Here is a 22,141-nt window from a genome sequence, read left to right on the forward strand (position 1 = left end):
TCTTCAACCTTAGCTTGAGGGCAGCGCGACCCAGCACTGCCCGTGACGTTATTCGTGGTTACTCGTGACCAACAATCGATTTTCAGATACCAAAACGCCGCTCGATTGAGCGGCGCTTAAGTTTACTTCAACGAATCAGTCACGCACGTAAATGATTTCCGGACCATCTTCGTCATCCACGTCTTCTTCATCCCAATCATCGTCACCGATGTCATGGACCGACTTCACGCCACTGCGGCGCAGGGCACGCTTGTCGTCCAGCGCCTGCAGCTGTGCACGAGCCTCATCTTCGATACGCTGATCAAGATCGGCCAACTCTTCCTTGTAGGCCGGATCACTGGCCAGACGATCAGCGCGATCTTCCAGATAACGCATGATGTCGCGCGTCAGGCGCTCGGTACCTTCTTTGGCAATGGCCGAGATCACGTAGACCGGACCTTCCCACTGCAGACGCTCGACAATTTCCTTGACGCGCTCTTCGTGCTCCTCCTCGAGGATCTGGTCGCACTTGTTCAGCACCAGCCAGCGATCACGCTCGGCCAGGGATGGACTGAACTTGATCAGCTCGTTGACGATCACTTCAGCTGCGTCCGGCGCACTGCTTTCGTCCAGCGGCGCCATGTCCACGAGATGCAGCAACAGACGGGTACGAGCCAAGTGCTTGAGGAAACGGATGCCCAGACCGGCACCGTCGGAAGCGCCTTCGATCAGGCCCGGAATGTCGGCGATGACGAAACTCTTCCAGCGATCGACGCTGACCACACCCAGGTTTGGCACCAGCGTAGTGAACGGGTAATCGGCAACTTTCGGCTTGGCAGCCGAAACGGAACGGATAAAGGTACTTTTGCCGGCGTTCGGCAGCCCCAGCAGACCGACATCAGCCAACACCTTCATTTCCAGCTTCAGATCACGCTGCTCACCCGGCTTGCCAGGCGTCGTCTGACGTGGCGCGCGGTTGGTACTGGATTTGAAACGAGTGTTGCCCAGACCGTGCCAGCCGCCCTGCACCACCATCAGTTTCTGACCGGACTTGGTCAGGTCGCCGATGACTTCCTGGGTAGCCGAGTCGATGATCGTGGTACCGACCGGCACGCGCAGGATCAGGTCTTCGCCCTTCTTGCCGGTGCAGTCGGTGCTGCCGCCATTGGAACCGCGCTCGGCCTCGAAGTGACGGGTATAACGGTAGTCCACCAGGGTGTTCAGGTTTTCGTCGGCCATCATGAAAATGGAACCGCCGTCACCACCGTCACCACCGTTCGGGCCACCGTTTTCAATGAACTTTTCCCGACGGAAACTCATGCAGCCATTGCCGCCGTCGCCAGCCTTTACGCGGATCGATACTTCATCAACAAACTTCATAACCAACGCCTCTCGCCGTACGGACGAGCCGAAAAACAATCAAGACATAAGACTCTTGCAAAAATGAGCGCAGCGACCCCAAACCACGACCTGCATCGCACGCCGGCAGCCCATACAAACAGCTTTGCAAGAGACTCACCCCACAAACGAAAAAGCCCCGTCGCAAGACAGGGCTTCTCCAGCACTCTCGCAGTTAGGCTGCGACAACGCTCACGTAACGACGACCGAAGGCGCCTTTCACTTCAAACTTGATCACGCCTTCGATTTTCGCGAAGAGGGTGTGATCCTTACCCATGCCAACGCCGTAGCCAGCGTGGAACTGGGTGCCGCGCTGACGCACGATGATGTTGCCGGCCTTGATGGCCTGGCCGCCATACATCTTCACGCCAAGGCGTTTGGCTTCTGAGTCGCGACCGTTACGGGTACTACCACCAGCTTTTTTGTGTGCCATGAGTTCAATTCTCCTAGTGAGGAATTAGGCTGTATTAAGCCTGAATACCGGTGATTTTGATCTCGGTGAACCACTGGCGGTGGCCCATACGCTTCATGTGGTGCTTGCGGCGACGGAACTTGATGATGCGGACTTTATCGTGACGACCTTGGGAGATCACTTCAGCCTTGACGGTTGCGCCAGCAACAACAGGTGCGCCGATGTTCACGTCGTCGCCATTGGCGACCAACAGAACGCGGTCAAAAGTCACGGATTCGCCAGTAGCGACTTCCAGTTTTTCGATCTTCAGGTATTCACCTTCAGCGACCTTGTATTGCTTACCGCCGGTAACGATTACTGCGTACATGGTATTTCTCCGATAATCCTGCTCACCCAGCTCTTTATAAGAAGAGGTATTGGCTGGCATGGCTGCATGGGGCTGGAACGGCCCAAGTGCAATTGCGTAAGGCAGGTGCTGCCCAGGAAGTTCAGGGTGCGCGATTGTACGCAAGCTGCAAGAGTCACGCAAGGGGCCGTCCATCGCGCCTTGACAGGCCCGGATGTGGGTCCTAGCATGCCGCGCAACCCTTCTGGAGCACCTGTCGCTGATGCAACCCCAAGCTTTCTACCGCGCGGTGGCGGACGATTTTAGCGCCGTCGACGGCATCATCAAGAAGCAGCTGACTTCCCGAGTGCCGCTGGTATCGAAAATCGGCGATTACATCACGTCGGCCGGCGGCAAACGCCTGCGTCCTTTATTGGTGCTGCTGTGCGGCAAGGCCCTGGGTCGCGAAGGCGACGACCTGCGCCTGCTGGCCGCCACCATCGAATTCCTGCACACCGCCACCCTGCTGCATGACGACGTGGTCGACATGTCCGGCATGCGCCGTGGCCGTTCGACCGCTAACGCCATGTGGGGCAACGCCCCGAGCGTGCTGGTCGGCGATTTCCTGTACTCGCGCTCGTTCGAGATGATGGTCGAACTGGGCTCGATGCCGGTGATGAAGATTTTGTCCCAGGCCACGCGCATCATCGCCGAAGGTGAAGTGCTGCAACTGTCCAAGGTCCGTGACGCCAGCACCACCGAAGAAACCTACATGGAAGTCATCCGCGGCAAGACCGCGATGCTTTTCGAAGCCTCGACCCACAGCGCTGCGGCGCTGGCCGGTGCCACCGCCGAGCAGAGCGAAGCCCTGCGCACCTTCGGCGATCACCTGGGTGTGGCGTTCCAGCTGGTCGACGACCTGCTCGACTACAAGGGCGACGCCGAAACGCTGGGCAAGAACGTCGGTGACGATCTGGCCGAAGGCAAGCCGACCCTGCCGCTGATCTACACCATGCGCGAAGGCACGCCGGAGCAGGCCGCCCTGGTACGCCAGGCGATCCAGAAAGGTGGGATCGAAGACCTGGAAAGCATCCGCATTGCCGTGGAAGCGTCCGGTTCGCTGGAATACACCGCACAACTGGCCCGCGACTATGTGGCCCGTGCCATCAAGTGCCTCGAGGCGCTGCCGGCCAGCGACTATCGCGATGCCCTGGTTGAACTGAGCGAGTTCGCGGTCGCCCGCACGCACTGATCAACGGCACGTCATCAAGAAACCGCAGCCTCCATTGGAGCCTGCGGTTTTTTGTTGCCTGCCATCCGGGACTAAAACCCTATACAATGTGCGACTTTTAGCGATCCCCTCTTCAAGGAGCCTCAGTGAGCACGTTGCCACCCTGCCCGAAATGCAATTCCGAATACACCTACGAAGACGGCACCCAGCTGGTGTGCCCGGAGTGCGCCCACGAGTGGTCTGCCGCCGGTGAAGCCGAGGTGACGTCCGATGATGCCGTGAAGAAAGACTCGGTCGGCAACGTCCTGCAGGACGGCGATACCATCACCGTGATCAAGGACCTGAAGGTCAAGGGCACATCGCTGGTAGTCAAGGTCGGTACCAAGGTCAAGAACATCCGCCTGTGCGACGGCGATCACGATATCGATTGCAAGATCGACGGCATCGGCCCGATGAAACTCAAATCCGAGTTCGTCAGAAAAGTCTGATCCTGCTGTCTTCCGTCCCGCGTCCGTCGCGGGATGGAGCTTCACCTCCTTTCGCAATCCCCCGCAAATACCGCGCAATGGCCAAACGCCAGCCGTTTTGACCTTACGCAATCTTTACCCACAAAAAGTCACGAACCACCAATAGACGCTTGCTATTTGACGAATAAGAATTATTCTCATTGAAACCCTTTCAATGGAGATGAGAACCATGACTTATTTGATCGACGCCTGGCTGGATCGCCCGCACCCGTATCTCAGGATACTGCATCGGGAAACCGGGGAAGTCTGCGCAGTGCTGGAAGAAGAAGCCCTGCACGAATTGCAGGATCAGGGGGATCTGGACGTCAGTGGCCTGAGCTCCAGCGAACCGTTGGTACTCAAGGAACTGGTGCGCAATCTGTTCCTGTTCTGCTATGCCCGGGCGTTGCGCCCGACCAGTGAACTGCAGCACAAGATCGAAGTATGAGAACGGCGAAGAAACCCTGCACAAGCCACGCTTGTGCAGGGTAACGGGATTACAGAACGTCGAGCAGCTCGACGTCGAACACCAGAACGCTGTGCGGCGGAATGCTGCCAACGCCTTGAGCGCCGTAAGCCAGTTCGCTCGGCACGTACAGACGCCATTTGCTGCCGGCATTCATCAGTTGCAGGGCTTCGGTCCAGCCGGCGATCACGCCACCAACCGGGAATTCTGCAGGCTGGCCACGCTCGTAGGAGCTGTCGAACACAGTGCCGTCGATCAGTGTGCCGTGGTAGTGAGTACGCACGTTGTCTTCACGAGTTGGCTTGGCGCCTTCGCCTTGAGTCAGCACTTCGAATTGCAGACCGGAAGCCAGGGTGGTGATGCCTTCTTTCTTGGCGTTTTCAGCCAGGAACGCACGACCTTCGCCAGCAGCGGCTTCAGCCTTGGCAGCAGCTTCGGCTTGCATGATCTCGCGGATCACCTTAAAGCTGGCGGACAGTTCTTCCTGACCCACACGGCTTGGCTTGCCGGCGAATGCGTCGGTCAGGCCTGCCAGGATGGCGTCCAGGCTGACACCCGGTGGCGGGTTGTCGCGCAGCTGGTCACCCAGCTGACGGCCGATACCGTAGCTGACGCGGGTTTCGTCGGTGGACAGATTTACTTCGGACATGACACTGCTCCGCTGTGCGGACGGCCTCGGGACATGCCGTGCATGCACAGCGCGTCCCGGCGCGCCCGGAACCAAAAAGGGCGAGCAGACTAGCACAGATGCCCGCTTATTGGCCTACAGTGCCGAGCGCCACGCCAACGGGACCTTCAGGCTTTCTTCAGCGCTGGCGCCAAGACCGCACATTTCATCGTGCACCGAGGTATGAACCAGATTGAATGGCAGCACCGGAAAGTTATGCAGGAGATCCCTGGCATGCTCCACCGACCGCAGCGTCAGCAACTTGCCCTGAGGATCGCTCAACGGGTAAGCCGCACCATGCATGCGCGCCTCGAGCAGATAGATGCCGCCTTCCATGGAGATCAGGTTCAACTCATCGACCTTCCTGGCGATGGCAAACGCATTCAATTCTTGCAGGTTCATGAACGCACCTCATGCGGTAGCGGACCGGGACACTACAGGGATATGCCTCGGCGCCACAAAGCACAAGCCACAAACGACACCGCCCGTCTGTTTCGCAACGGACGGGCGGTTTTTGTTACAGCTGTCGACGACTCATCAGTGCTTGGTGAGCTTGTCCAGGTACCCCATGGCGAATGCCGAAACCACGAAGGTCATGTGGATGATCACGTACCACATCAGATGCTGGGGATCGACGTTCTTGGCGTCCATGAAAATCCGCAGCAGGTGGATCGAGGAAATCGCCACGATCGACGCCGCCACTTTCATCTTCAGCGACGAGGAATCCATGGTGCCCAGCCAGCTGAGCTTCTCCTTGCCCTCATCGATGTTCAGCTCGGACACGAAGTTCTCGTAGCCTGAAATCATCACCATCACCAGCAAGCCGCCCACCAGCGCCATGTCAATCAGCGACAGCAACACCAGAATCAGTTCGGACTCGGCCATGGAGAAGACGTTGGGAATGACATGAAACACTTCCTGGAAGAATTTCAATGCCAGCGCCAGCAGCCCGAGGGACAGCCCGATATAGATCGGCGCCAGCAGCCAGCGCGTGGCGTACATTGCATTTTCGATAAAGCGTTCCATTGACTCTCACACAAGGGGGGTTGTAATCGGCGGCGAGTATATCAGCCCCCCATGACAGCCAGAAACCGCCGGGAATTCCGCCACCTGCGTGTGTGTGTCAAAGTTTTTCTGCTAGTGTCCAAACCATTGACAGCCCAGCGACAGTGGACAGGACGACTGGAAATGGATGTGCGATTGCCGTTAATGACTGCCGGAATCTGCTTCGCCTTATCGATCGGCGGCTGCTCACCCGGTGAAGAAAAAAAACACCCGCTCAGCCTCGAACAGAAGACCGCGCAGTTCGAACAATCGCTGGACGCCATCACCGACCCGAAACTCAAGGATGCCGTGACCGAACTCGGCGGCTCATTGTTGCTGCTGGAGCGCGCGCAACAGCGACTCGACAGCAAGTCCCCCAGAACCGAATACGGTGAAGACGCTCTCGGCGTACTCAAGCATTATCCGACGCTCCAGGCGCTCGTCGACACCTTCATCAACGGTCTGTTCGTGCTGCACAAGGACGCCAGCTCCGATTACCTCACCGACCTGCAGCCGGTGTTCCCCTTCACCCTCAACATTCCGGGCGGGTTCCTGTTCCCCCATGGCGTCGAGTGGCAATCGGTGACCCTGAGTAACAAACGCGTCATCGCCTACCAGCCGGAGTGGTCGGAAACCGATCCGGGCATTCAGTTGAGCCCTTCCAGCTCCAACGTCACCAATCCTGATGACCTGACCGTGACCTACCCGTTCATCGAAGGTCTGGACGTCGACAAGAAAACCCGACCGCGCCCTGTGAGCCTGCAAGGCCAGGTGGAAGTCATCGCGCCGAAACGCCTGCACAGCTTCGATCTGGGCCCAAAGGACATCGGTCAGACCCGCACCGATGCCAACCTCAGCGTGAAACTGCTGAAGCTGGAAAAAAACTACGCCGAAGTCGAATTCAGCAACAGCCTGCCACTCGCTGCGGAAGTCGCCAACACCCCGCTCAATCCGCTGATCGTCCAGGCCCGTGACACCACCGGTCAGTACCTGGTGCGTGCCGGTGCCATCAATGAAAGTCCCGAGCAGATCGAGTTCTACCGCAAACAACTGGCGCACCTGCAACAGCAAAAGGCCTGGAGCGAAGACCTCGAAAAGCAGCTGAACGACGACCAGCGTACCTTCGAACAACAGCACTCGCGTCGTTATAACAAGGTGTACTTCAACGGCCCTGTCGATACCCTCGAAGTCAGCGTTCTGGATTTTTCCGAAGCGACTGTCACCCGCAGGCCACTGGACCTGCCGATCCGTGAATTCGACTCGCACACCACGGCGAAGACCGTGCAGCCGCTGGATCTCTCAATCACCGTCTACGACGACCAGGCTCCCAACTGGCTCAAGGGGGCGTCACTGACCGAGGAAGAACTGAAAAAAAGCATCCATATTCGTCAATCAGTCGAAGAGCCGAGCGCTGCGCGTATCGAGTTCGATCACCGCAAGACCTTCAATGACGAGCTGCTGGGCGACGATTTGAGTCCCGGCGAAAGTCCGGTGACATTCTTCACCGAAAAACGCAGCGGCAAACTCGACGAGCCCATCGAGCTGCCTGCGGAGGCGTATCAGGTGGATCCGCTGCAAGCGACCATCACCTACGATTTGAACCTGTTCCCGGAAACGCCCGCGGTGGCCGTCGGTTCGATGCCCTTGTTCCTGGCCACCGTGGCGAAGCAATCCTTCGAAGCCAGGGCGTTGCCCAAAGGCCTGGAAATCAGGAATAACGAATTGGTGGTCGACCTTAAACGGTTTCCCGCCAGTGAATGGCGCTTCTTCGTCAAGGACGATAGCGGCAACTACCTCAAGCAGATTCTCTCGGTCAGCCACGACGCTAGCGCAGAAGGCCCGCCGTTGTTTGGCGTGCACTATTTCTACGGCCGCCCGACGCACGTGGAAACCTACCAGCGCACCAACCTCGCCACCGTGCAGTACGGCTTTGAGGTCAAGCTCGAGAAAGCGCAGAGCCAGGGTGCGGCGCCATGATCGGTGCTAATGATCGAAAACGCCGGGATTGCGTCCGCGTCCGCCGTTGATCTGCCGTAACTGGGCTTGCAGGTGCAAGGACCAGATCTGCGGATCGTTGGCCAATTCGTAGCCATGCATCGTCAGGCTTTCGACGATGGTGTCGAGGATCGATTCGGCGGCGACCGGCCCGTGAAACGGCCCCTGGGCCTTGATGGCGGAAGGTTGTTCACCGGCCATGCCGGCGGCGAAGAGCAAAGTCCACATGCCGGTATCGCCGGCCAACGGCTTGACGGCGCATTCGATTCGGGTCACGAGACCCAGGCACTGACGAGTGAGGCAGAGGTTGCGCGACATGGCGGCGACCCTCGGTAAAGCCGGTGTTCAGCCCTTGCTGAAGGACTGTTTCGATCCCGTGATACTGTCGATGTCCTTGAGCTGAGAATAGAAGAAAAGTCCGCCGCGCCAACCGAATGGAACCAGAAGGCGCCGAATGGTCATTGTGTGAATATTGACGCCAGAGTGATGGCGCTTTTGCCGACGTTCGCAACAAAACAGAATGGGAGCACAAGGCTCCCATTTCTTTGACGGCTGTCTGACTTACGCCGGTTTGGCCTCGGCCAGCGCCTCCTGCGCCAGTTCCTTCTCGGCCTCTTTCAGATCATCTTCGCTGATCATCTCGGCAATCACCCGCAGACGCTCCACCACCCGTGCGTTGACGCTGCCTTCGGGGAACTCGCCCGCTTCGTTCGGCTCACCCGCAGGTTCGCCCACCAGCAGGCTCAGTGCTTCATCCGCCTGACGCACTGCGTAAACGTGGAATTGCCCGGCACGCACCGCGGCCAGCACTTTCTCGTCGAGCATCAGCGTGGCCACGTTGGCTTGCGGAATGATCGCGCCCTGCTCGCCCGTCAGCCCGCGCGCTTCACAGAGACGGAAGAAGCCTTCGATTTTCTCGTTGACCCCACCCACTGCCTGCACTTCACCGAACTGGTTGATGGAGCCGGTGATGGCGAAGCACTGTTTGAGCGGAGTCTTCGACAGCGCCGAAATCAGTGTGCACGCCTCGCCCAGCGATGCACTGTCGCCATCGACATAACCGTAGGATTGCTCCAGGGCGATGCTCGCGGAAATCGCCAGCGGAAATTCCTGAGCGTAACGGCTGCCCAGATACCCGGTGAGAATCATCACGCCCTTGGAGTGGATCGGCTGACCGAGGTTGACCTCACGCTCGATGTCAACGATACCGCTGCCGCCCGGGTACACCGTGGCGGAAATCCGCGCCGGCACGCCAAACGCCGAGTCGCCGACCTCAAGCACCGTCAGGCCGTTGCACTTGCCGACCGCCGCACCGTCGGTGTCGATCAGGATGATCCCCGCCAGCATGTCGTCGAGAATCCGCGCCGACACACGACCGGTGCGCGTGGCCTTGGCTTTGAGGGCGCGCTCGATGTGGCCGGCGTCGGTCATTTCATCATTGGCCAGGTGCCGGATGAAATCCGCTTCGCTGACCAGCTGGAACAGATCGCCGATCCGCGCCGACAACCGCCCCTGATGCTCCGCCAGACGCGCACTGTAGGTCGCCAGACGCGCCACGGCGTCGGCGGTCAACGGCGCCATGCCCTCCTCCGAGGTTCGGGTTTTCAGCAACTGGGCGAACTGCTCCAGGCTTTCGTCGACCATCGGGATGTCTTCGTCGAAATCCACCAGGACGCGAAACATCTCCTGAAAGTCCGGATCGAGGTCCTGCAGCGTGTAATACAACTGACGCGCACCGATGATGATGACTTTGACCTGCAGCGGAATGTGCTGCGGATTGAGTGTCACGGTGGCGAAGCGCCCCATCTCGCTCAGCGGCGATTCCATTTTCAGTTTGCGCGATTGCAGGGCACGCTTGAGCGCATCCCACACAAATGGCTCGCTGAGCATTTTTTCCGCTTCAAGGATCAGGAAACCACCATTGGCGCGGTGCAGCGCACCGGGCCGCAATTGGCGATACGTGGTGTAGAGCGCGCCCTGATCGGTGGTGTATTCGATGCGGCCAAACAGGTTTTCATAAGTCGGGTGCGGTTCGAACACCACCGGTGCACCACCGCTGTTCGGATGCCCGACCACCAGGCTCGGTGCGTATTGCTCTTCCAGCAGCTTGCGCGCCACCGCATCGGTCTTGCTGTCGTCCACCAGTTGCTCGACCACGGTTTTCAGCAAGTAGACCTGCATCGCTTGCAGGTAACCGCAGACGGCTGCGTTCTCCGCGTATTTTTCCGACAGCGGTGCGAGCAATGGCTGCAACGCCAGTGTGATGGTTTCTTCGTTGAGCTGGCGCAATTGATTGCTCGACTCGCGCTTCCATTGCGGCAGGCTCGCGAGTTCTTCGTTCAGGCGCTCTTCGAGGCCGGAAATGTCATCGTGAAAACGCTCGCGCTCGGCTTCCGGCAATTGGGCGAATTCGGCTTCGTCCAGCGCCTTGCCTTCGAGCATCGGCGTGAAGGCGATGTTGCTGCTGTCGCGATACAGGGCGACGTCTTTTTCCAGGGCCAGACGTTCGATGACGTCCAGCGCCTTGTCATAACGCTGATTGAAAGCGCGATCGATGGCGCTTTTTTTCTGCTGGTAGGACGGGTGTTCGAACACCGCGGGAAACGTCACCAGCAAGTTGTCGATCAGGCCGTTGATGTCGCTGGTAAAAGCGGCAGCGCTGCCCGACGGCAGCTCCAGGGCGCGTGGTTCACGCGGCTCATCGAAGTTGTTGACGTAGACCCAGTCCGCCGGGGTCTGCAGGCGCTTGCCTTCGGCCTTCAGGTAGCGTTTGACGAACGAAAAACGGCCGGTGCCGGGCTCGCCCATGACGAAAACGTTGTAACCGGGGCGTGGCATCGCCACACCGAACTGCAAGGCTTCGACCGCGCGTTCCTGGCCGAGCACACCGCGAAAGGGCTCCAGATCATCGGTGGTAGTGAAGCTGAACTGTTCAGCGGAAAACGGACGGGTCAGCGCTTCGGGCGCAAGACGCAAGCTGGCAGCAACAGGATCAGGCATCGGGCTTCCTTAACAATCAGGCGGGGCAGATAGCGGCATTCTGGCGCTGCCCGTGCCCCACTGGCAAGGCGCGCCACCCGACAAAGCATAGACAACCGGTCATTCCCACGGTCGGTCCGGTGGTGTGGGGTTTATTCCAAATATTGTGTAAAAAATCACGGAACCGCCGGAACGTGCCTAAACTCCAAACTGCGCGGCTGGAACTAATACCGGCCCACTGGCGCCAGAAGGTCTGTACAAAACTCGCCAAGCGGCGTTTTGATGTAGAGAGCGGGGCCAGAACCCTGTCCATTGGTACGCACATAAAAGAGAACAAAGCTATGAAACGGATTCTTCTCGGTACTCTCTTCACCGCTGTATCCATCAACGCCATGGCTCAGGCGCCGGGCGGTCCGGATTGCGGCTGGGGCAACATGCTGTTCGAAGGCCAGCGTGGCACCCCCGCTCACTTCCTGGCATCCACCACCAACGGCACCTCGGGCAACGCCACGTTCGGCATGACTTCCGGCACCAACGGTTGCTCCACCAACGCAGCGCTGACCTACGGCGGCAAATCCTGGTTTGCCATGAACGGCATGATGAACGAGCTCTCCGAAGACATGGCCAAAGGCAACGGCGAAGCGCTGACGACCTATGCCGTGGTACTGGGCGTGGCGCCGGAAGACCGTGCGCATTTCGCCGCCGTCACTCACGAGCACTTCCAGCAGATCTTCAGCAAGGCTGACGTGACCGCCGAAGATGTGCATGCCAACACCCTGGCTGTCCTGAAGGCAGACCCTCGTCTGGCCAAGTACGCCACTCAGGCTTAAGCTCGACCCCACCCGCTTTCTTCGGGAAGCGGGTTTTGTTTTTTCGACCCGCCCCTCTTTGGGTCTTTTGTTTCTTTCGACTTAAGTTGCCATTTATGCTCAAACGCCTTGCCTGGCTGGCGCTGTGTGTCTGCGCCCCGCTATCCGCCGCGCCTCACATCGACCCTCAACGTTTGCAGCAACTGGCCAACGACCGCTTCTGGATTTCCCTCGGCCACTACGAAACCGCCAAGCTCGGCGGCTGGCGCAGCTATGTCAGCGACAAAAAATTCTTCCTTGCCGCCGACGGTAACGAGCGCCCCGACCATGAACTGGCGGCCACCGTCCAGGCGCTGTACGCCCCCGCCAGCCTCGGTGAACAGCACGCCCAGTGCGTCTACCCGGCGCGCACCCGTTGGCTGAAAGATCGACTCAACCTTCAAGACCTGCCGACGCCTGACTGCGCCGAATTCAAGAAATGGTTCAAGGACGTCTCGCCCCACAGCACGGTAATGATTTTCCCGGCGGCCTACCTCAACAGCCCATCGTCGATGTTCGGCCACACGCTGCTGCGCATTGACCAGGCCGACGTGCAAAGCGACAAGACTTCGCTGCTCAGCTACGCGATCAACTTCGGCGCCTACATCGAAGGCTCCGACAACAGCATCCTGTATGCCTGGAAAGGCCTGATGGGTGGTTATCCCGGCCTGTTCGCGCTGGTGCCGTACCAGGAAAAGCTCTCGGAATACCGCAGCCTGGAAAACCGCGATCTGTGGGAGTACCGGCTCAATCTGACGCAGGCAGAAACCGCACGGATGGTCGAGCATGTCTGGGAGCTGAAGCAGATCAAGTTCGATTACTTCTTTTTCGACGAAAACTGTTCCTATCGCCTGCTCGAACTGTTGCAGGTCGCACGCCCGAGCCTGCGCCTGACCGAGCAATTCCCGCTGACCGCAATTCCCACCGATACCGTCAAGGCCGTGAAAGAAGCCGGGCTGGTCGAGCACATCGAATATCGCCCGTCCCGCGAGCGTGAGTTGCTCAGCCGCGCAGAACCTTTGAACAATGACGAACAGCAATGGGTGCTGAAAGTCAGCGCTGATCAACAGGTGTTGCAGGACCCGGCCTTCAAGGCCCTGCCCCGCGACCGGCAAGCGCTGATCATCGACGCCGCGTATCGGCTGGAGCGCTACCGCGCCAACGGCCAGGAACGTGATCCGCAACGGGCGCAGCGCAGTTTTGAATTGCTGCGGGCGATCAACAAGAACCCGGCGCCGGAGCTGCAGATCCCGCAACCGGGCCTGCCCGAAGACGGCCACGAGTCCCGCACCTGGCAGGCCGGTCTCGGCACTCGTGGCGACCGCGCGTTCGGCGAATACGGGCTGCGCATGGCCTATCACGACCTCAATGACAACGCCGAGAGTTTCCCCCTCGGCGCGCAGATCGAAATCCTGCAAATGAAGCTGCGTCAGTACGAAGGCAATCGTTGGCAGTTCCAGCAACTGGATCTGGCGACCATCCGCTCGCTGACGCCGCGCAATGCGCTGTTGCAGCCACTCTCCTGGCAAGTCACCGGTGGCCTGGAGCGGGTGCCGGGCAAGCATGACGATGAAAATCTGGTCAGCCATGTCAATGGCGGCGGTGGCGGAACGTGGCAATTGGGCGACGACGTACTCGGTTTTGCCCTTGGTACGGTGCGGATCGAACACAACAATGACTTCGCCGAATTCGTTTCCCCCGCCGGCGGTTTCAATACCGGCGTGTTGTGGAGAAACCCGTTGGGCAATCTCAGTGTGGAGGCCAAGGGCGATTACTTCTTCAACGGCGAAGTGCGCCGCAGCCTGAGTCTGAACCAGCAATGGGAATTGTCCCGCAACCTGGGTCTGCGCCTGAGTGCGCAGCGTGAATTCAGCCATCTGGCAACGCCGGAGACCGAAGTGATGCTCGAAGTGAAGTGGTATCACTACTGAGGTTTTGATCTTCCTTTCACACCCCGTCGACGAATCCGCTTCTAGACTTTCCCTGTAAGCGGAGAACGGCGCGGGAGATTCAGATGTGGCGGTATGCGGGTTTTGTGGGCGCATTGTTGTTGCTGGGTGGCTGTCAGAGCACCCACGAGGATCTGATCGCCAAGGGTTATCCACCGGCGTTCGCCGACGGTTTCGATGACGGCTGCATCAGCGGTCGCCAGGCGGCCGGTTCGATCAGTGGCGAGTTTCGCAAGAATGTGCCGCGCTATCTCAAGGATCCGCAATACGCCGAGGGCTGGAGCGACGGTTTTCGACAGTGTCAGGCGATGCTGGAAAACAAGGATCGCGAGGAGTATCGCAACGAACATTGGGACGAGCGCGAGCGGGCCTGGCAACAACAGAAGGATCAGGACGCCGCGCGGGCTTATCGTTCGCAGTAGGTCGTTTCCAGACATCCAGCGAAACCTTTAGCCTGCGACCATGGCCCAACGGTTGTCACAGGAGGTCACCATGAGCCGTGCTTTCGTCAACGAAGATAACGCCGCCGCACAAGCCGACCAGCCGGTCGAACGGCAGGTCAGCAGCCAGCCCAACTACGTCACACCACAGGGGCTCGCCCAGTTGCAGGCAAAAGTCGCCGAGCTTCAGACCCTGCACACCGAGCAGGCCGCCATGGGCGAGCAGGCCGACCCGCAGCGGCTGGCCGATCTGGAGCGGGATCTGCGCTATTTCAACCAACGGGTCGGCAGCGCACAGGTTGTGCCGGTCCCGACATCCAACGAAAAAGTGCAGATCGGCAGTTGGGTGACCTACGCCGACGAGCACAGCACCGAGCGTCGGGTACAGCTGGTCGGTGAAGACCAGGCCGATGCCGCCAACGGCCTGATCAACTGGGCTTCACCGCTGGGCCGCGCGTTGCTCGGCGCACGGCTCAATGACGAAGTGCTGTGGCAGCGCCCGGCCGGCAATCAACTGATCGAAGTGATCCGTATCGATCTGCCTTAAACCACGCCCTGCGCCAGCATGGCGTCCGCCACCTTGACGAAGCCGGCGATGTTCGCACCTTTGACGTAGTTGATCCGCCCGTTTTCCTCACCGTAATGCACGCAGGCGTGGTGGATCGATTGCATGATCCCGTGCAGCTTGCTGTCCACCTCGCCGCCCGTCCACAGCAGGCGCATGGCGTTCTGCGACATCTCCAGCCCACTGACCGCTACGCCGCCAGCATTGGATGCCTTGCCCGGCGCGAACAGGATCCCGGCCTCGATAAAGATATCCACAGCCTCCAGAGTGGTCGGCATGTTCGCGCCTTCGGCCACACAGATGCAGCCGTTGCGCAGCAGGGTGCGGGCAGCTTCGGCGTCGAGTTCGTTCTGGGTGGCGCAAGGCAGCGCAATGTCGCACGGCAACGCCCATGGCAACTGCCCGACGCGGAACTCCAGGCCGAATGCCGCGGCCAACTCACTGATCCGCCCACGCTTGACGTTTTTCAGCTCCAGCAGCGCCCGCCATTGTTCTTCGCTCAGGCCGGCCTCGCAATACAGCGTGCCTTCGGAGTCGGACAGCGAAATCACTTTGCCGCCCAGATCCATCACTTTGCGGGCCGCGTATTGCGCAACGTTGCCGGATCCGGAAATCGCTACGCGCTTGCCTGCGACAGTCTGCTCGCGGCGCTTGAGCATTTCCTCGGCGAAATACACGCAACCGAAACCGGTGGCTTCCGGACGGATCAGGCTGCCGCCATAGGTCATGCCCTTGCCGGTCAGCACGCTGGTGAACTGATTGCTCAGGCGTTTGTACTGGCCGAACAGGAAACCGATCTCCCGTGCGCCGACCCCGATATCACCCGCCGGCACATCCACGTCGGCGCCGATGTGCCGGTACAGCTCGCTCATGAACGCCTGACAGAAACGCATCACTTCGGCGTCGCTCTTGCCCTTCGGATCGAAGTCCGAACCGCCCTTGCCACCGCCCATGGGCAGCGAGGTCAGGGAGTTCTTGAAGGTCTGCTCGAAGGCGAGGAATTTCAGCACGCCCATGTTCACCGAAGGATGGAAACGCAAACCGCCCTTGTACGGACCGATGGCGCTGTTCATCTGGATGCGGAAACCACGATTGACCTGCACCTTGCCCTGATCGTCGACCCACGACACCCGGAATACCACCGCACGTTCCGGTTCGCAGATGCGCTCCAGAATCCCCGAGGTCAGATAGTGCGGATGAGCTTCGAGAAACGGCCACAGGCTGCGCAGGACTTCTTCGACGGCCTGGTGGAATTCGGGTTGATCCGGATCGCGTTTTTTCAGACGGGCAAGGAAGGATTCGACGGATTCGATCATGGGAAAAGTCTCGGCAGATTTGTTGTCGTTGGAAGAGAGTGAGCCGGACTGTAACAAACGACCTGTACACAGCAACAGACAAAAATGTCGCATTTATGAAATCAGATAGTACACATTTTATAAATCAGGCCTGCTTGAAGGCAAAAAAAACGGAGCCCGAAGGCTCCGCTCTTTCATGCAACCGGCCTTAAATCAGGCCAGTTTCTTGTGACGTACCCGGTGTGGCTGGGCCGCTGCTTCGCCGAGGCGTTTTTTGCGATCGGCTTCGTACTCGGTGTAGTTGCCTTCGAAGAACACCGCTTGCGAGTCGTCTTCGTACGCCAGGATGTGCGTCGCGACGCGGTCAAGGAACCAGCGATCGTGAGAGATCACAATGGCGGCGCCCGGGAAGTCCAGCAGGGCTTCTTCCAGGGAACGCAGGGTTTCGACGTCGAGGTCGTTGGACGGTTCGTCGAGCAGCAGGACGTTCGCGCCTTCCTTAAGGGTCAGCGCCAGGTGCAGGCGACCGCGCTCACCACCGGACAGGTCCTTGACGAACTTCTGCTGATCGCCGCCCTTGAAGTTGAAGCGACCGACGTAGGTACGCGACGGGATCTCGTAGTTGCCGATGCGGATCTGGTCGGAACCGTCGGAGATCTGCTGGAACACGGTCTTGCTGCCGTCCAGGTCTTCGCGGCTCTGGTCCACACAGGCCAGTTGCACGGTTTCGCCGATCTCGATGCTGCCGGAGTCCGGGGTTTCCTTGCCCATCAGCATGCGGAACAGGGTCGATTTACCGGCACCGTTACCGCCGATCACGCCGACGATGGCGCCTTTGGGCATGGAGAACGACAGGTTGTCGATCAGCACGCGATCACCGTAGCCCTTGGTGACGTTCTTGAATTCGATGACCTTGTCGCCCAGGCGCGGACCGGCCGGGATGTAGATCTCGTTGGTTTCCGAACGCTTCTGGAATTCCTGCGACTGCATTTCTTCAAAGCGCTGCAGACGTGCCTTGGATTTCGACTGGCGGGCCTTGGCGCCTTTGCGCACCCACTCCAGCTCTTCCTTCATGGCTTTTTCATGAGCCGACTGCTGCTTGGATTCCTGGGCCAGACGCTCGGACTTGGCTTCCAGCCAACCCGAGTAATTGCCTTCGTAAGGAATGCCCGCGCCGCGGTCGAGTTCCAGAATCCAGCCGGCGACGTTGTCCAGGAAGTAACGGTCGTGCGTGATCGCGACCACAGTGCCCGGGAAGTCGTGCAGGAAGTGTTCGAGCCACGCGACGGAGTCGGCGTCCAGGTGGTTGGTCGGTTCGTCGAGCAGCAGCATGTCCGGGGCGGACAGCAGCAGACGGCACAAGGCCACACGACGTTTTTCACCACCGGACAGGTGTTCGACCTTGGCGTCCCAGGCCGGCAGACGCAGCGCATCGGCGGCGACTTCCAGCTGGCGCTCCAGGTTGTGACCGTCGCTGGCCTGCAGGATCGCTTCGAGCTTGGCCTGCTCGGCAGCCAGCTTGTCGAAGTCGGCGTCCGGGTCGGCGTAGGCGGCGTAGACCTCGTCCAGGCGGGCCTGGGCATCCTTGATCACGCTGACCGCTTCCTCGACCACTTCACGTACGGTCTTGGTCGGATCAAGTTGTGGCTCTTGCGGCAGATAACCGATGTTCAGTTCCGGCATCGGACGCGCTTCGCCTTCGAATTCGGTGTCGACGCCGGCCATGATTTTCAGCAGTGTGGACTTACCCGAACCGTTGAGGCCGAGCACGCCGATCTTGGCGCCCGGGAAGAAGGACAGCGAAATGTTTTTCAGGATTTCCCGCTTCGGCGGAACAACTTTGCCCAGCCGATGCATGGTGAAGACGTATTGAGCCATGGAGAACCTTGGGTCAGTGACAGATGAATGATTGAAGCGCAGGCGATGCCCGGCCAGACCGATGCGCGTCGTTCACTTGACCACTTGATGGCCATCAATGCGTGCGCGCTGAAAAAGTCTGAGTCTAGGAGCTGGAACGCTCCCGCGTAACCGGCAAAGCTACCTTAATGACGGAAGGCAGTCCAGCCGAGCAGGGCTGGCACTTCGCCACAACTCAAGGCATGCTAGCCGCCCTTTGGGCGCCCGGCTTATAGTGCACGTCGCGCCAGTCCAGCCAGACCGCAGGATTACAGCTTGTCCAATGTCACTCCGCCAGCTTCTGTGAGCAGCACCCAACCGGCGCCCGGCTCGTCCCTGCGCGGAACATTGAAGGGCGCGCTGGCAACATTGGTGCTGATGCTGCTGGCATTGCTGTTCTGGCAATTGCTCGATCAGTTGCGCGAAACCCAGAAAAACCAGCGCCAGTACACCATCGACTACACCGCCGATCTCGCTTCGCAAGTCAGCCTGAACATGTCGCTGAACGCGCAGATCGCGCTCAATCTGCTACCGATCGTCGAACAGCCACAGTCCGCCGACGAACAGCAGGCACTGCTGCGCAAGCTGCAGAAATCCCTGCCGGACCTGCAAAGCCTGGCCTTGCTCAGCCCCTCGGGGAAAGTCCTCAGCGACAGCGCCACAGACAGCAAGGACGCCGACTACCTCAGCGATCTGGTGCGTCGCAGTCATGCCCAGGCGCACTACTTCAGCAACGCCGACGACGGCTCGGTGGTGCATCTGTTGCTCCATCAGGCCAGCGGCAGCACGCGCGGTTACTGGGCGCTGCGCCTGACACCGACATTCTTCTCTTCGCTGACCAAGCAGGGCGACACCGGCATCCGTCCGCTATGGCTGGTGGAAAATCGCATCAATCACCAGATCATCAGTCGCGACGAAGGCCTGCCTTCCATCAAGGCCAGCACCCTGACGCCGGAAGATCTGGCCAACAGCGTGCTGACCGTGCCCCTGAGCAGCAGCGACTGGCAACTGCGCGGACTGTTCGACCGGCAGCATGTACTCGAAGAATTGTTGCCGGCGTTTATCGGCAAATGTCTCCTGGGCCTGGCGCTGTCGCTGCTGCCGTTCATCGCCTTGCTGAACATGCGCCGCCGCCAGCGCCAGGTGCATGAGGGGCGTCGGCGTTATCAGGATATTTTCGAAGGCACCGGCGTGGCGCTGTGCGTGCTGGATCTGTCGGGGCTCAAGCAGGTTTTCGAGAGAGCCCGGATCCAGACCGGCGATCAGCTCAAGGCCTGGCTCGACCAACCGTCACAGCGCCTGCAACTGCTGCAGGAGTTGCGGGTCACCGAGGTCAATCAGGTGGCGCTGCAACTGCTCAACGTCAATTCCTGCGAGCACGCGTGGCAATTGCTGATCGACGGCCGTCGACACAGTCAGTGCGCCATCGGCAATCAAGTGCTCGACGCCGTGCTTCAGCAACAGGAACAGCTGGAGCTGGAAATCAGACTGCCGGACATCAATGGCCGCGACCAGCACCTGTGGCTGGTGTTGCGCCTGCCTCGGGAGCAGCACGACTACAAGGCCGTGATCCTGAGCATCAACGACATCACCAGCCGCAAGCTGATCGAACTGTCGCTGCTGGAGCGCGAAGGGTTCTGGTCGGATGTGGTGCGCACCGTGCCGGATCACCTGTACGTGCAGGATGTGATCAGCCAGCGGATGATCTTCAGCAACCATCACCTGGGCCAGACGCTCGGTTACAACCGCACAGAACTGCATCAGATGGGCGAGTACTTCTGGGAAATCCTCCTGCACCCGGAAGACGCCGACTACTACCATCGCTCACGGCAGATGCAGCGCCACGCCGGTTACAGCCAGTTGCTGCAATGCCAGTTGCGCTTCCGTCACCGCGACGGCAAGTGGCGGCGTTTCGATATCCGCGAGCAGGCGCTGGCCCGGGACAAGCAGGATCAGGTGACGCGGATCATCGGCGTGGCCAAGGACATCACCGAGCAGATCGAGGCCAGCGAATCCCTGCGCGACAGCGAACAGCGCTACCGGATGCTCGCCGAAAGCATCAGCGACGTGATTTTCTCCACCGACAGCAAGCTGGTGCTGAACTACGTCAGCCCGTCGGTGCAAGCAGTGCTGGGCTACGACGCCGAGTGGATTTTCCAGAACGGCTGGCAATCGACCATCGCCAACCCGCAGCAACTCAACGGCATCTATCAGTTGATGGATCGGGTCAGCAAGGCCTTGGACAAGCCCGAGCAACTGGCCATCCTGCGCAGTCAGGTGCAGACCCAGATGTTCCTGTTCGACTGTCTGCGCGCCGATGGCCGCAAGATTCCGATCGAACTGCGCCTGGTACTGGTGTGGGACGAGCATGGTGCCTTCGAAGGTGTGCTCGGTGTCGGTCGCGACATCAGCCAGCAACGCCGCGCCGAAAAAGACCTGCGCATGGCCGCCACGGTATTCGAGCACTCGACCTCGGCGATCCTGATCACCGATCCGGCCGGCTACATCGTTCAAGCCAACGAAGCGTTCAGTCGGGTCAGCGGCTACGCGGTGAGCGAGGTGCTCGACCAGTTGCCGAACATGCTCACTGTGGACGAACAGCAGGACGCGCATCTGCGCTACGTGCTCAAGCAATTGCATCAGCACAGCACGTGGGAAGGCGAAGTCTGGCTCAAGCGCCGCAACGGCGAGCATTACCCGGCATGGGTGGGCATCACCGCCGTGCTCGACGACGAGGGCGATCTGGCCAGTTACGTGTGCTTCTTCAGTGACATCAGCGAACGCAAGGCCAGCGAGCAGCGGATTCACCGCCTCGCCTACTACGACGCCCTGACCCACCTGCCGAACCGTACGCTGTTCCAGGATCGCCTGCACACCGCACTGCAATCGGCCGAACGGCAGAAGTCGTGGGTGGTGCTGATGTTCCTCGACCTCGACCGTTTCAAGCCGATCAACGACTCCCTTGGTCACGCCGCCGGCGACCGCATGCTCAAAGACATGGCCACCCGGTTGCTGGCCTGCGTCGACGATGACGACACCGTGGCACGGATGGGCGGCGACGAATTCACCTTGCTGCTGCAGCATCGCTCCAGCCGCGAGATGGCGCTGAACCGGGCGATCCATGTGGCCGAACAGATTCTGGGCAGTCTGGTGCGACCGTTCGTGCTGGAGGGTCGTGAATTCTTCGTCACCGCCAGTATCGGCATCGCCCTGAGCCCGCAAGACGGCAACGAACTCAGCCAGCTGATGAAGAACGCCGACACCGCGATGTATCACGCCAAGGAGCGCGGCAAGAACAACTTCCAGTTCTATCAGGCCGACATGAACGCCAGTGCGCTGGAGCGCCTGGAACTGGAAAGCGACCTGCGGCATGCCCTCGAGCAGAACGAATTCGTGTTGTATTACCAGCCGCAGTTCAGCGGCGATGGCAAACGCCTGACTGGCGCCGAGGCCCTTCTGCGCTGGCGCCATCCTCGTCGCGGGCTGGTGCCGCCGGGGGACTTCATCCCGGTGCTCGAAGAACTCGGGCTGGTGGTGGACGTCGGCGACTGGGTGATCAGCGAGGCCTGCCGTCAGCTCAAGACCTGGCACCAGAGCCGCGTACGCGTGCCGAAGGTCTCGGTGAACATTTCCGCCCGGCAGTTCTCCGACGGCCAGCTCGGCACGCGGATCGCCACCATCCTCAAGGAAACAGGTCTGCCGCCGGCATGCCTGGAGCTGGAACTGACGGAAAGTATCCTGATGCGCGAAGTCAGCGAGGCGATGCAGATCCTCGCCGGCCTGAAGAACCTCGGCCTGAGCATCGCGGTCGACGACTTCGGTACCGGTTACTCGTCGCTGAACTACCTCAAGCAATTCCCGATCGACGTACTGAAGATCGACCGCACGTTCGTCGACGGCCTGCCGTCCGGCGAGCAGGATGCGCAGATTGCCCGGGCGATCATCGCCATGGCCCACAGCCTCAACCTGGCGGTGATCGCCGAGGGCGTGGAAACCCATGAACAGCTGGACTTCCTGCGCGAACACGGTTGCGATGAGGTTCAGGGTTATCTGTTCGGGCGCCCCATGCCGGCCACCCGCTTCGAAGCGCAGTTCAGCAATGACGCGCTGTTCATGTTCGACTGAAAATCAGCGGCGCGGTCTTCG

Annotated in this window: 19 protein-coding genes; 9 read left to right on the forward strand and 10 right to left on the reverse strand. The window is 60.0% G+C overall.

Features of this window, described 5'->3' with window-relative positions; translation table 11 throughout:
• Positions 1 to 135 precede the first annotated feature (135 nt).
• The 3 genes from cgtA to rplU all read right to left on the reverse strand — a co-directional run bounded on the left by cgtA (position 136) and on the right by rplU (position 2,156).
• Positions 136 to 1,359 (reverse strand): Obg family GTPase CgtA, encoded by a 1,224-nt coding sequence (gene cgtA / locus ACK6BI_RS04915; RefSeq protein WP_065257506.1) that lies wholly within the window; start codon positions 1,357 to 1,359, stop codon positions 136 to 138.
• A gap of 193 nt (positions 1,360 to 1,552) precedes the next feature.
• The gene (rpmA, locus tag ACK6BI_RS04920) at positions 1,553 to 1,810 is read right to left on the reverse strand and encodes a 50S ribosomal protein L27 (RefSeq protein ID WP_053134655.1); all 258 of its coding nucleotides are present in this window, start codon (positions 1,808 to 1,810) and stop codon (positions 1,553 to 1,555) included.
• 34 nt (positions 1,811 to 1,844) lie between these two features.
• Positions 1,845 to 2,156 carry a 50S ribosomal protein L21 gene (rplU, locus tag ACK6BI_RS04925; protein WP_003228361.1) on the reverse strand — a complete coding sequence of 104 codons (312 nt, stop codon included), beginning with the start codon at positions 2,154 to 2,156 and terminating at the stop codon, positions 1,845 to 1,847.
• A gap of 241 nt (positions 2,157 to 2,397) precedes the next feature.
• Between rplU and ACK6BI_RS04930 the strand changes: the two genes are divergently transcribed.
• The 3 genes from ACK6BI_RS04930 to ACK6BI_RS04940 all read left to right on the forward strand — a co-directional run bounded on the left by ACK6BI_RS04930 (position 2,398) and on the right by ACK6BI_RS04940 (position 4,299).
• Positions 2,398 to 3,366, forward strand: a complete 969-nt coding sequence (locus tag ACK6BI_RS04930; RefSeq protein ID WP_409316201.1) for a polyprenyl synthetase family protein — start codon at positions 2,398 to 2,400, stop codon at positions 3,364 to 3,366.
• A 125-nt stretch (positions 3,367 to 3,491) separates the two neighbouring features.
• Entirely contained in the window at positions 3,492 to 3,833 is a 342-nt protein-coding gene (locus ACK6BI_RS04935) for a zinc ribbon domain-containing protein YjdM (protein ID WP_409316202.1), read from the forward strand.
• Positions 3,834 to 4,041: 208 nt separating this feature from the next.
• Positions 4,042 to 4,299 (forward strand): hypothetical protein, encoded by a 258-nt coding sequence (locus tag ACK6BI_RS04940; protein ID WP_409316203.1) that lies wholly within the window; start codon positions 4,042 to 4,044, stop codon positions 4,297 to 4,299.
• Positions 4,300 to 4,348: 49 nt separating this feature from the next.
• Here ACK6BI_RS04940 and ACK6BI_RS04945 read toward each other — a convergent pair whose 3' ends face one another.
• The 3 genes from ACK6BI_RS04945 to ACK6BI_RS04955 form a co-directional block, all read right to left on the reverse strand.
• Positions 4,349 to 4,966: an FKBP-type peptidyl-prolyl cis-trans isomerase gene (locus ACK6BI_RS04945; RefSeq protein ID WP_065257510.1), complete on the reverse strand. Its 618-nt coding sequence runs from the start codon at positions 4,964 to 4,966 to the stop codon at positions 4,349 to 4,351.
• A gap of 114 nt (positions 4,967 to 5,080) precedes the next feature.
• Entirely contained in the window at positions 5,081 to 5,386 is a 306-nt protein-coding gene (locus tag ACK6BI_RS04950) for a DUF6482 family protein (protein WP_409316204.1), read from the reverse strand.
• Positions 5,387 to 5,521: 135 nt separating this feature from the next.
• Entirely contained in the window at positions 5,522 to 6,010 is a 489-nt protein-coding gene (locus ACK6BI_RS04955; protein WP_065257512.1) for a TIGR00645 family protein, read from the reverse strand.
• A 162-nt stretch (positions 6,011 to 6,172) separates the two neighbouring features.
• On the opposite strand from ACK6BI_RS04955, the gene ACK6BI_RS04960 reads away from it, so the two are divergent.
• On the forward strand, positions 6,173 to 8,005 hold the full coding sequence (locus ACK6BI_RS04960) for a hypothetical protein (RefSeq protein ID WP_409316205.1): 1,833 nt from the start codon (positions 6,173 to 6,175) through the stop codon (positions 8,003 to 8,005).
• A 6-nt stretch (positions 8,006 to 8,011) separates the two neighbouring features.
• Here the strand turns inward: ACK6BI_RS04960 and ACK6BI_RS04965 are convergent, their stop codons facing one another.
• Positions 8,012 to 8,341 (reverse strand): hypothetical protein, encoded by a 330-nt coding sequence (locus ACK6BI_RS04965; RefSeq protein ID WP_409316206.1) that lies wholly within the window; start codon positions 8,339 to 8,341, stop codon positions 8,012 to 8,014.
• Positions 8,342 to 8,584: 243 nt separating this feature from the next.
• Complete coding sequence (locus tag ACK6BI_RS04970) at positions 8,585 to 11,023, reverse strand: Lon protease family protein (RefSeq protein ID WP_409316207.1); 2,439 nt, start codon at positions 11,021 to 11,023, stop codon at positions 8,585 to 8,587.
• A 320-nt stretch (positions 11,024 to 11,343) separates the two neighbouring features.
• Here ACK6BI_RS04970 and ACK6BI_RS04975 point away from each other — a divergent pair, with 320 nt between their 5' ends.
• The 4 genes from ACK6BI_RS04975 to ACK6BI_RS04990 all read left to right on the forward strand — a co-directional run bounded on the left by ACK6BI_RS04975 (position 11,344) and on the right by ACK6BI_RS04990 (position 14,786).
• Positions 11,344 to 11,832 carry a DUF3015 domain-containing protein gene (locus ACK6BI_RS04975; RefSeq protein ID WP_409316208.1) on the forward strand — a complete coding sequence of 163 codons (489 nt, stop codon included), beginning with the start codon at positions 11,344 to 11,346 and terminating at the stop codon, positions 11,830 to 11,832.
• A 95-nt stretch (positions 11,833 to 11,927) separates the two neighbouring features.
• On the forward strand, positions 11,928 to 13,781 hold the full coding sequence (locus tag ACK6BI_RS04980) for a DUF4105 domain-containing protein (RefSeq protein WP_409316209.1): 1,854 nt from the start codon (positions 11,928 to 11,930) through the stop codon (positions 13,779 to 13,781).
• 83 nt (positions 13,782 to 13,864) lie between these two features.
• Complete coding sequence (locus ACK6BI_RS04985) at positions 13,865 to 14,221, forward strand: hypothetical protein (RefSeq protein ID WP_260521074.1); 357 nt, start codon at positions 13,865 to 13,867, stop codon at positions 14,219 to 14,221.
• A 70-nt stretch (positions 14,222 to 14,291) separates the two neighbouring features.
• A complete protein-coding gene (locus ACK6BI_RS04990) occupies positions 14,292 to 14,786 on the forward strand; it encodes a GreA/GreB family elongation factor (protein WP_409316210.1) in 495 nt (164 codons plus the stop codon).
• On the opposite strand, the gene gdhA is transcribed toward ACK6BI_RS04990, so the two are convergent.
• Both gdhA and ettA read right to left on the reverse strand, forming a co-directional pair.
• Positions 14,783 to 16,120: an NADP-specific glutamate dehydrogenase gene (gdhA, locus tag ACK6BI_RS04995; RefSeq protein ID WP_409316211.1), complete on the reverse strand. Its 1,338-nt coding sequence runs from the start codon at positions 16,118 to 16,120 to the stop codon at positions 14,783 to 14,785. The genes ACK6BI_RS04990 and gdhA overlap by 4 nt on opposite strands.
• Positions 16,121 to 16,312: 192 nt before the next feature.
• Positions 16,313 to 17,977 carry an energy-dependent translational throttle protein EttA gene (gene ettA / locus ACK6BI_RS05000; RefSeq protein WP_409316212.1) on the reverse strand — a complete coding sequence of 555 codons (1,665 nt, stop codon included), beginning with the start codon at positions 17,975 to 17,977 and terminating at the stop codon, positions 16,313 to 16,315.
• A 294-nt stretch (positions 17,978 to 18,271) separates the two neighbouring features.
• Here ettA and ACK6BI_RS05005 point away from each other — a divergent pair, with 294 nt between their 5' ends.
• Positions 18,272 to 22,120: an EAL domain-containing protein gene (locus ACK6BI_RS05005; protein WP_409316213.1), complete on the forward strand. Its 3,849-nt coding sequence runs from the start codon at positions 18,272 to 18,274 to the stop codon at positions 22,118 to 22,120.
• Positions 22,121 to 22,141: the final 21 nt, after the last annotated feature.

Source organism: Pseudomonas sp. KCJK9016 (genome assembly GCF_046231795.1).
Classification (GTDB): Bacteria; Pseudomonadota; Gammaproteobacteria; order Pseudomonadales; family Pseudomonadaceae; genus Aquipseudomonas; species Aquipseudomonas bananamidigenes.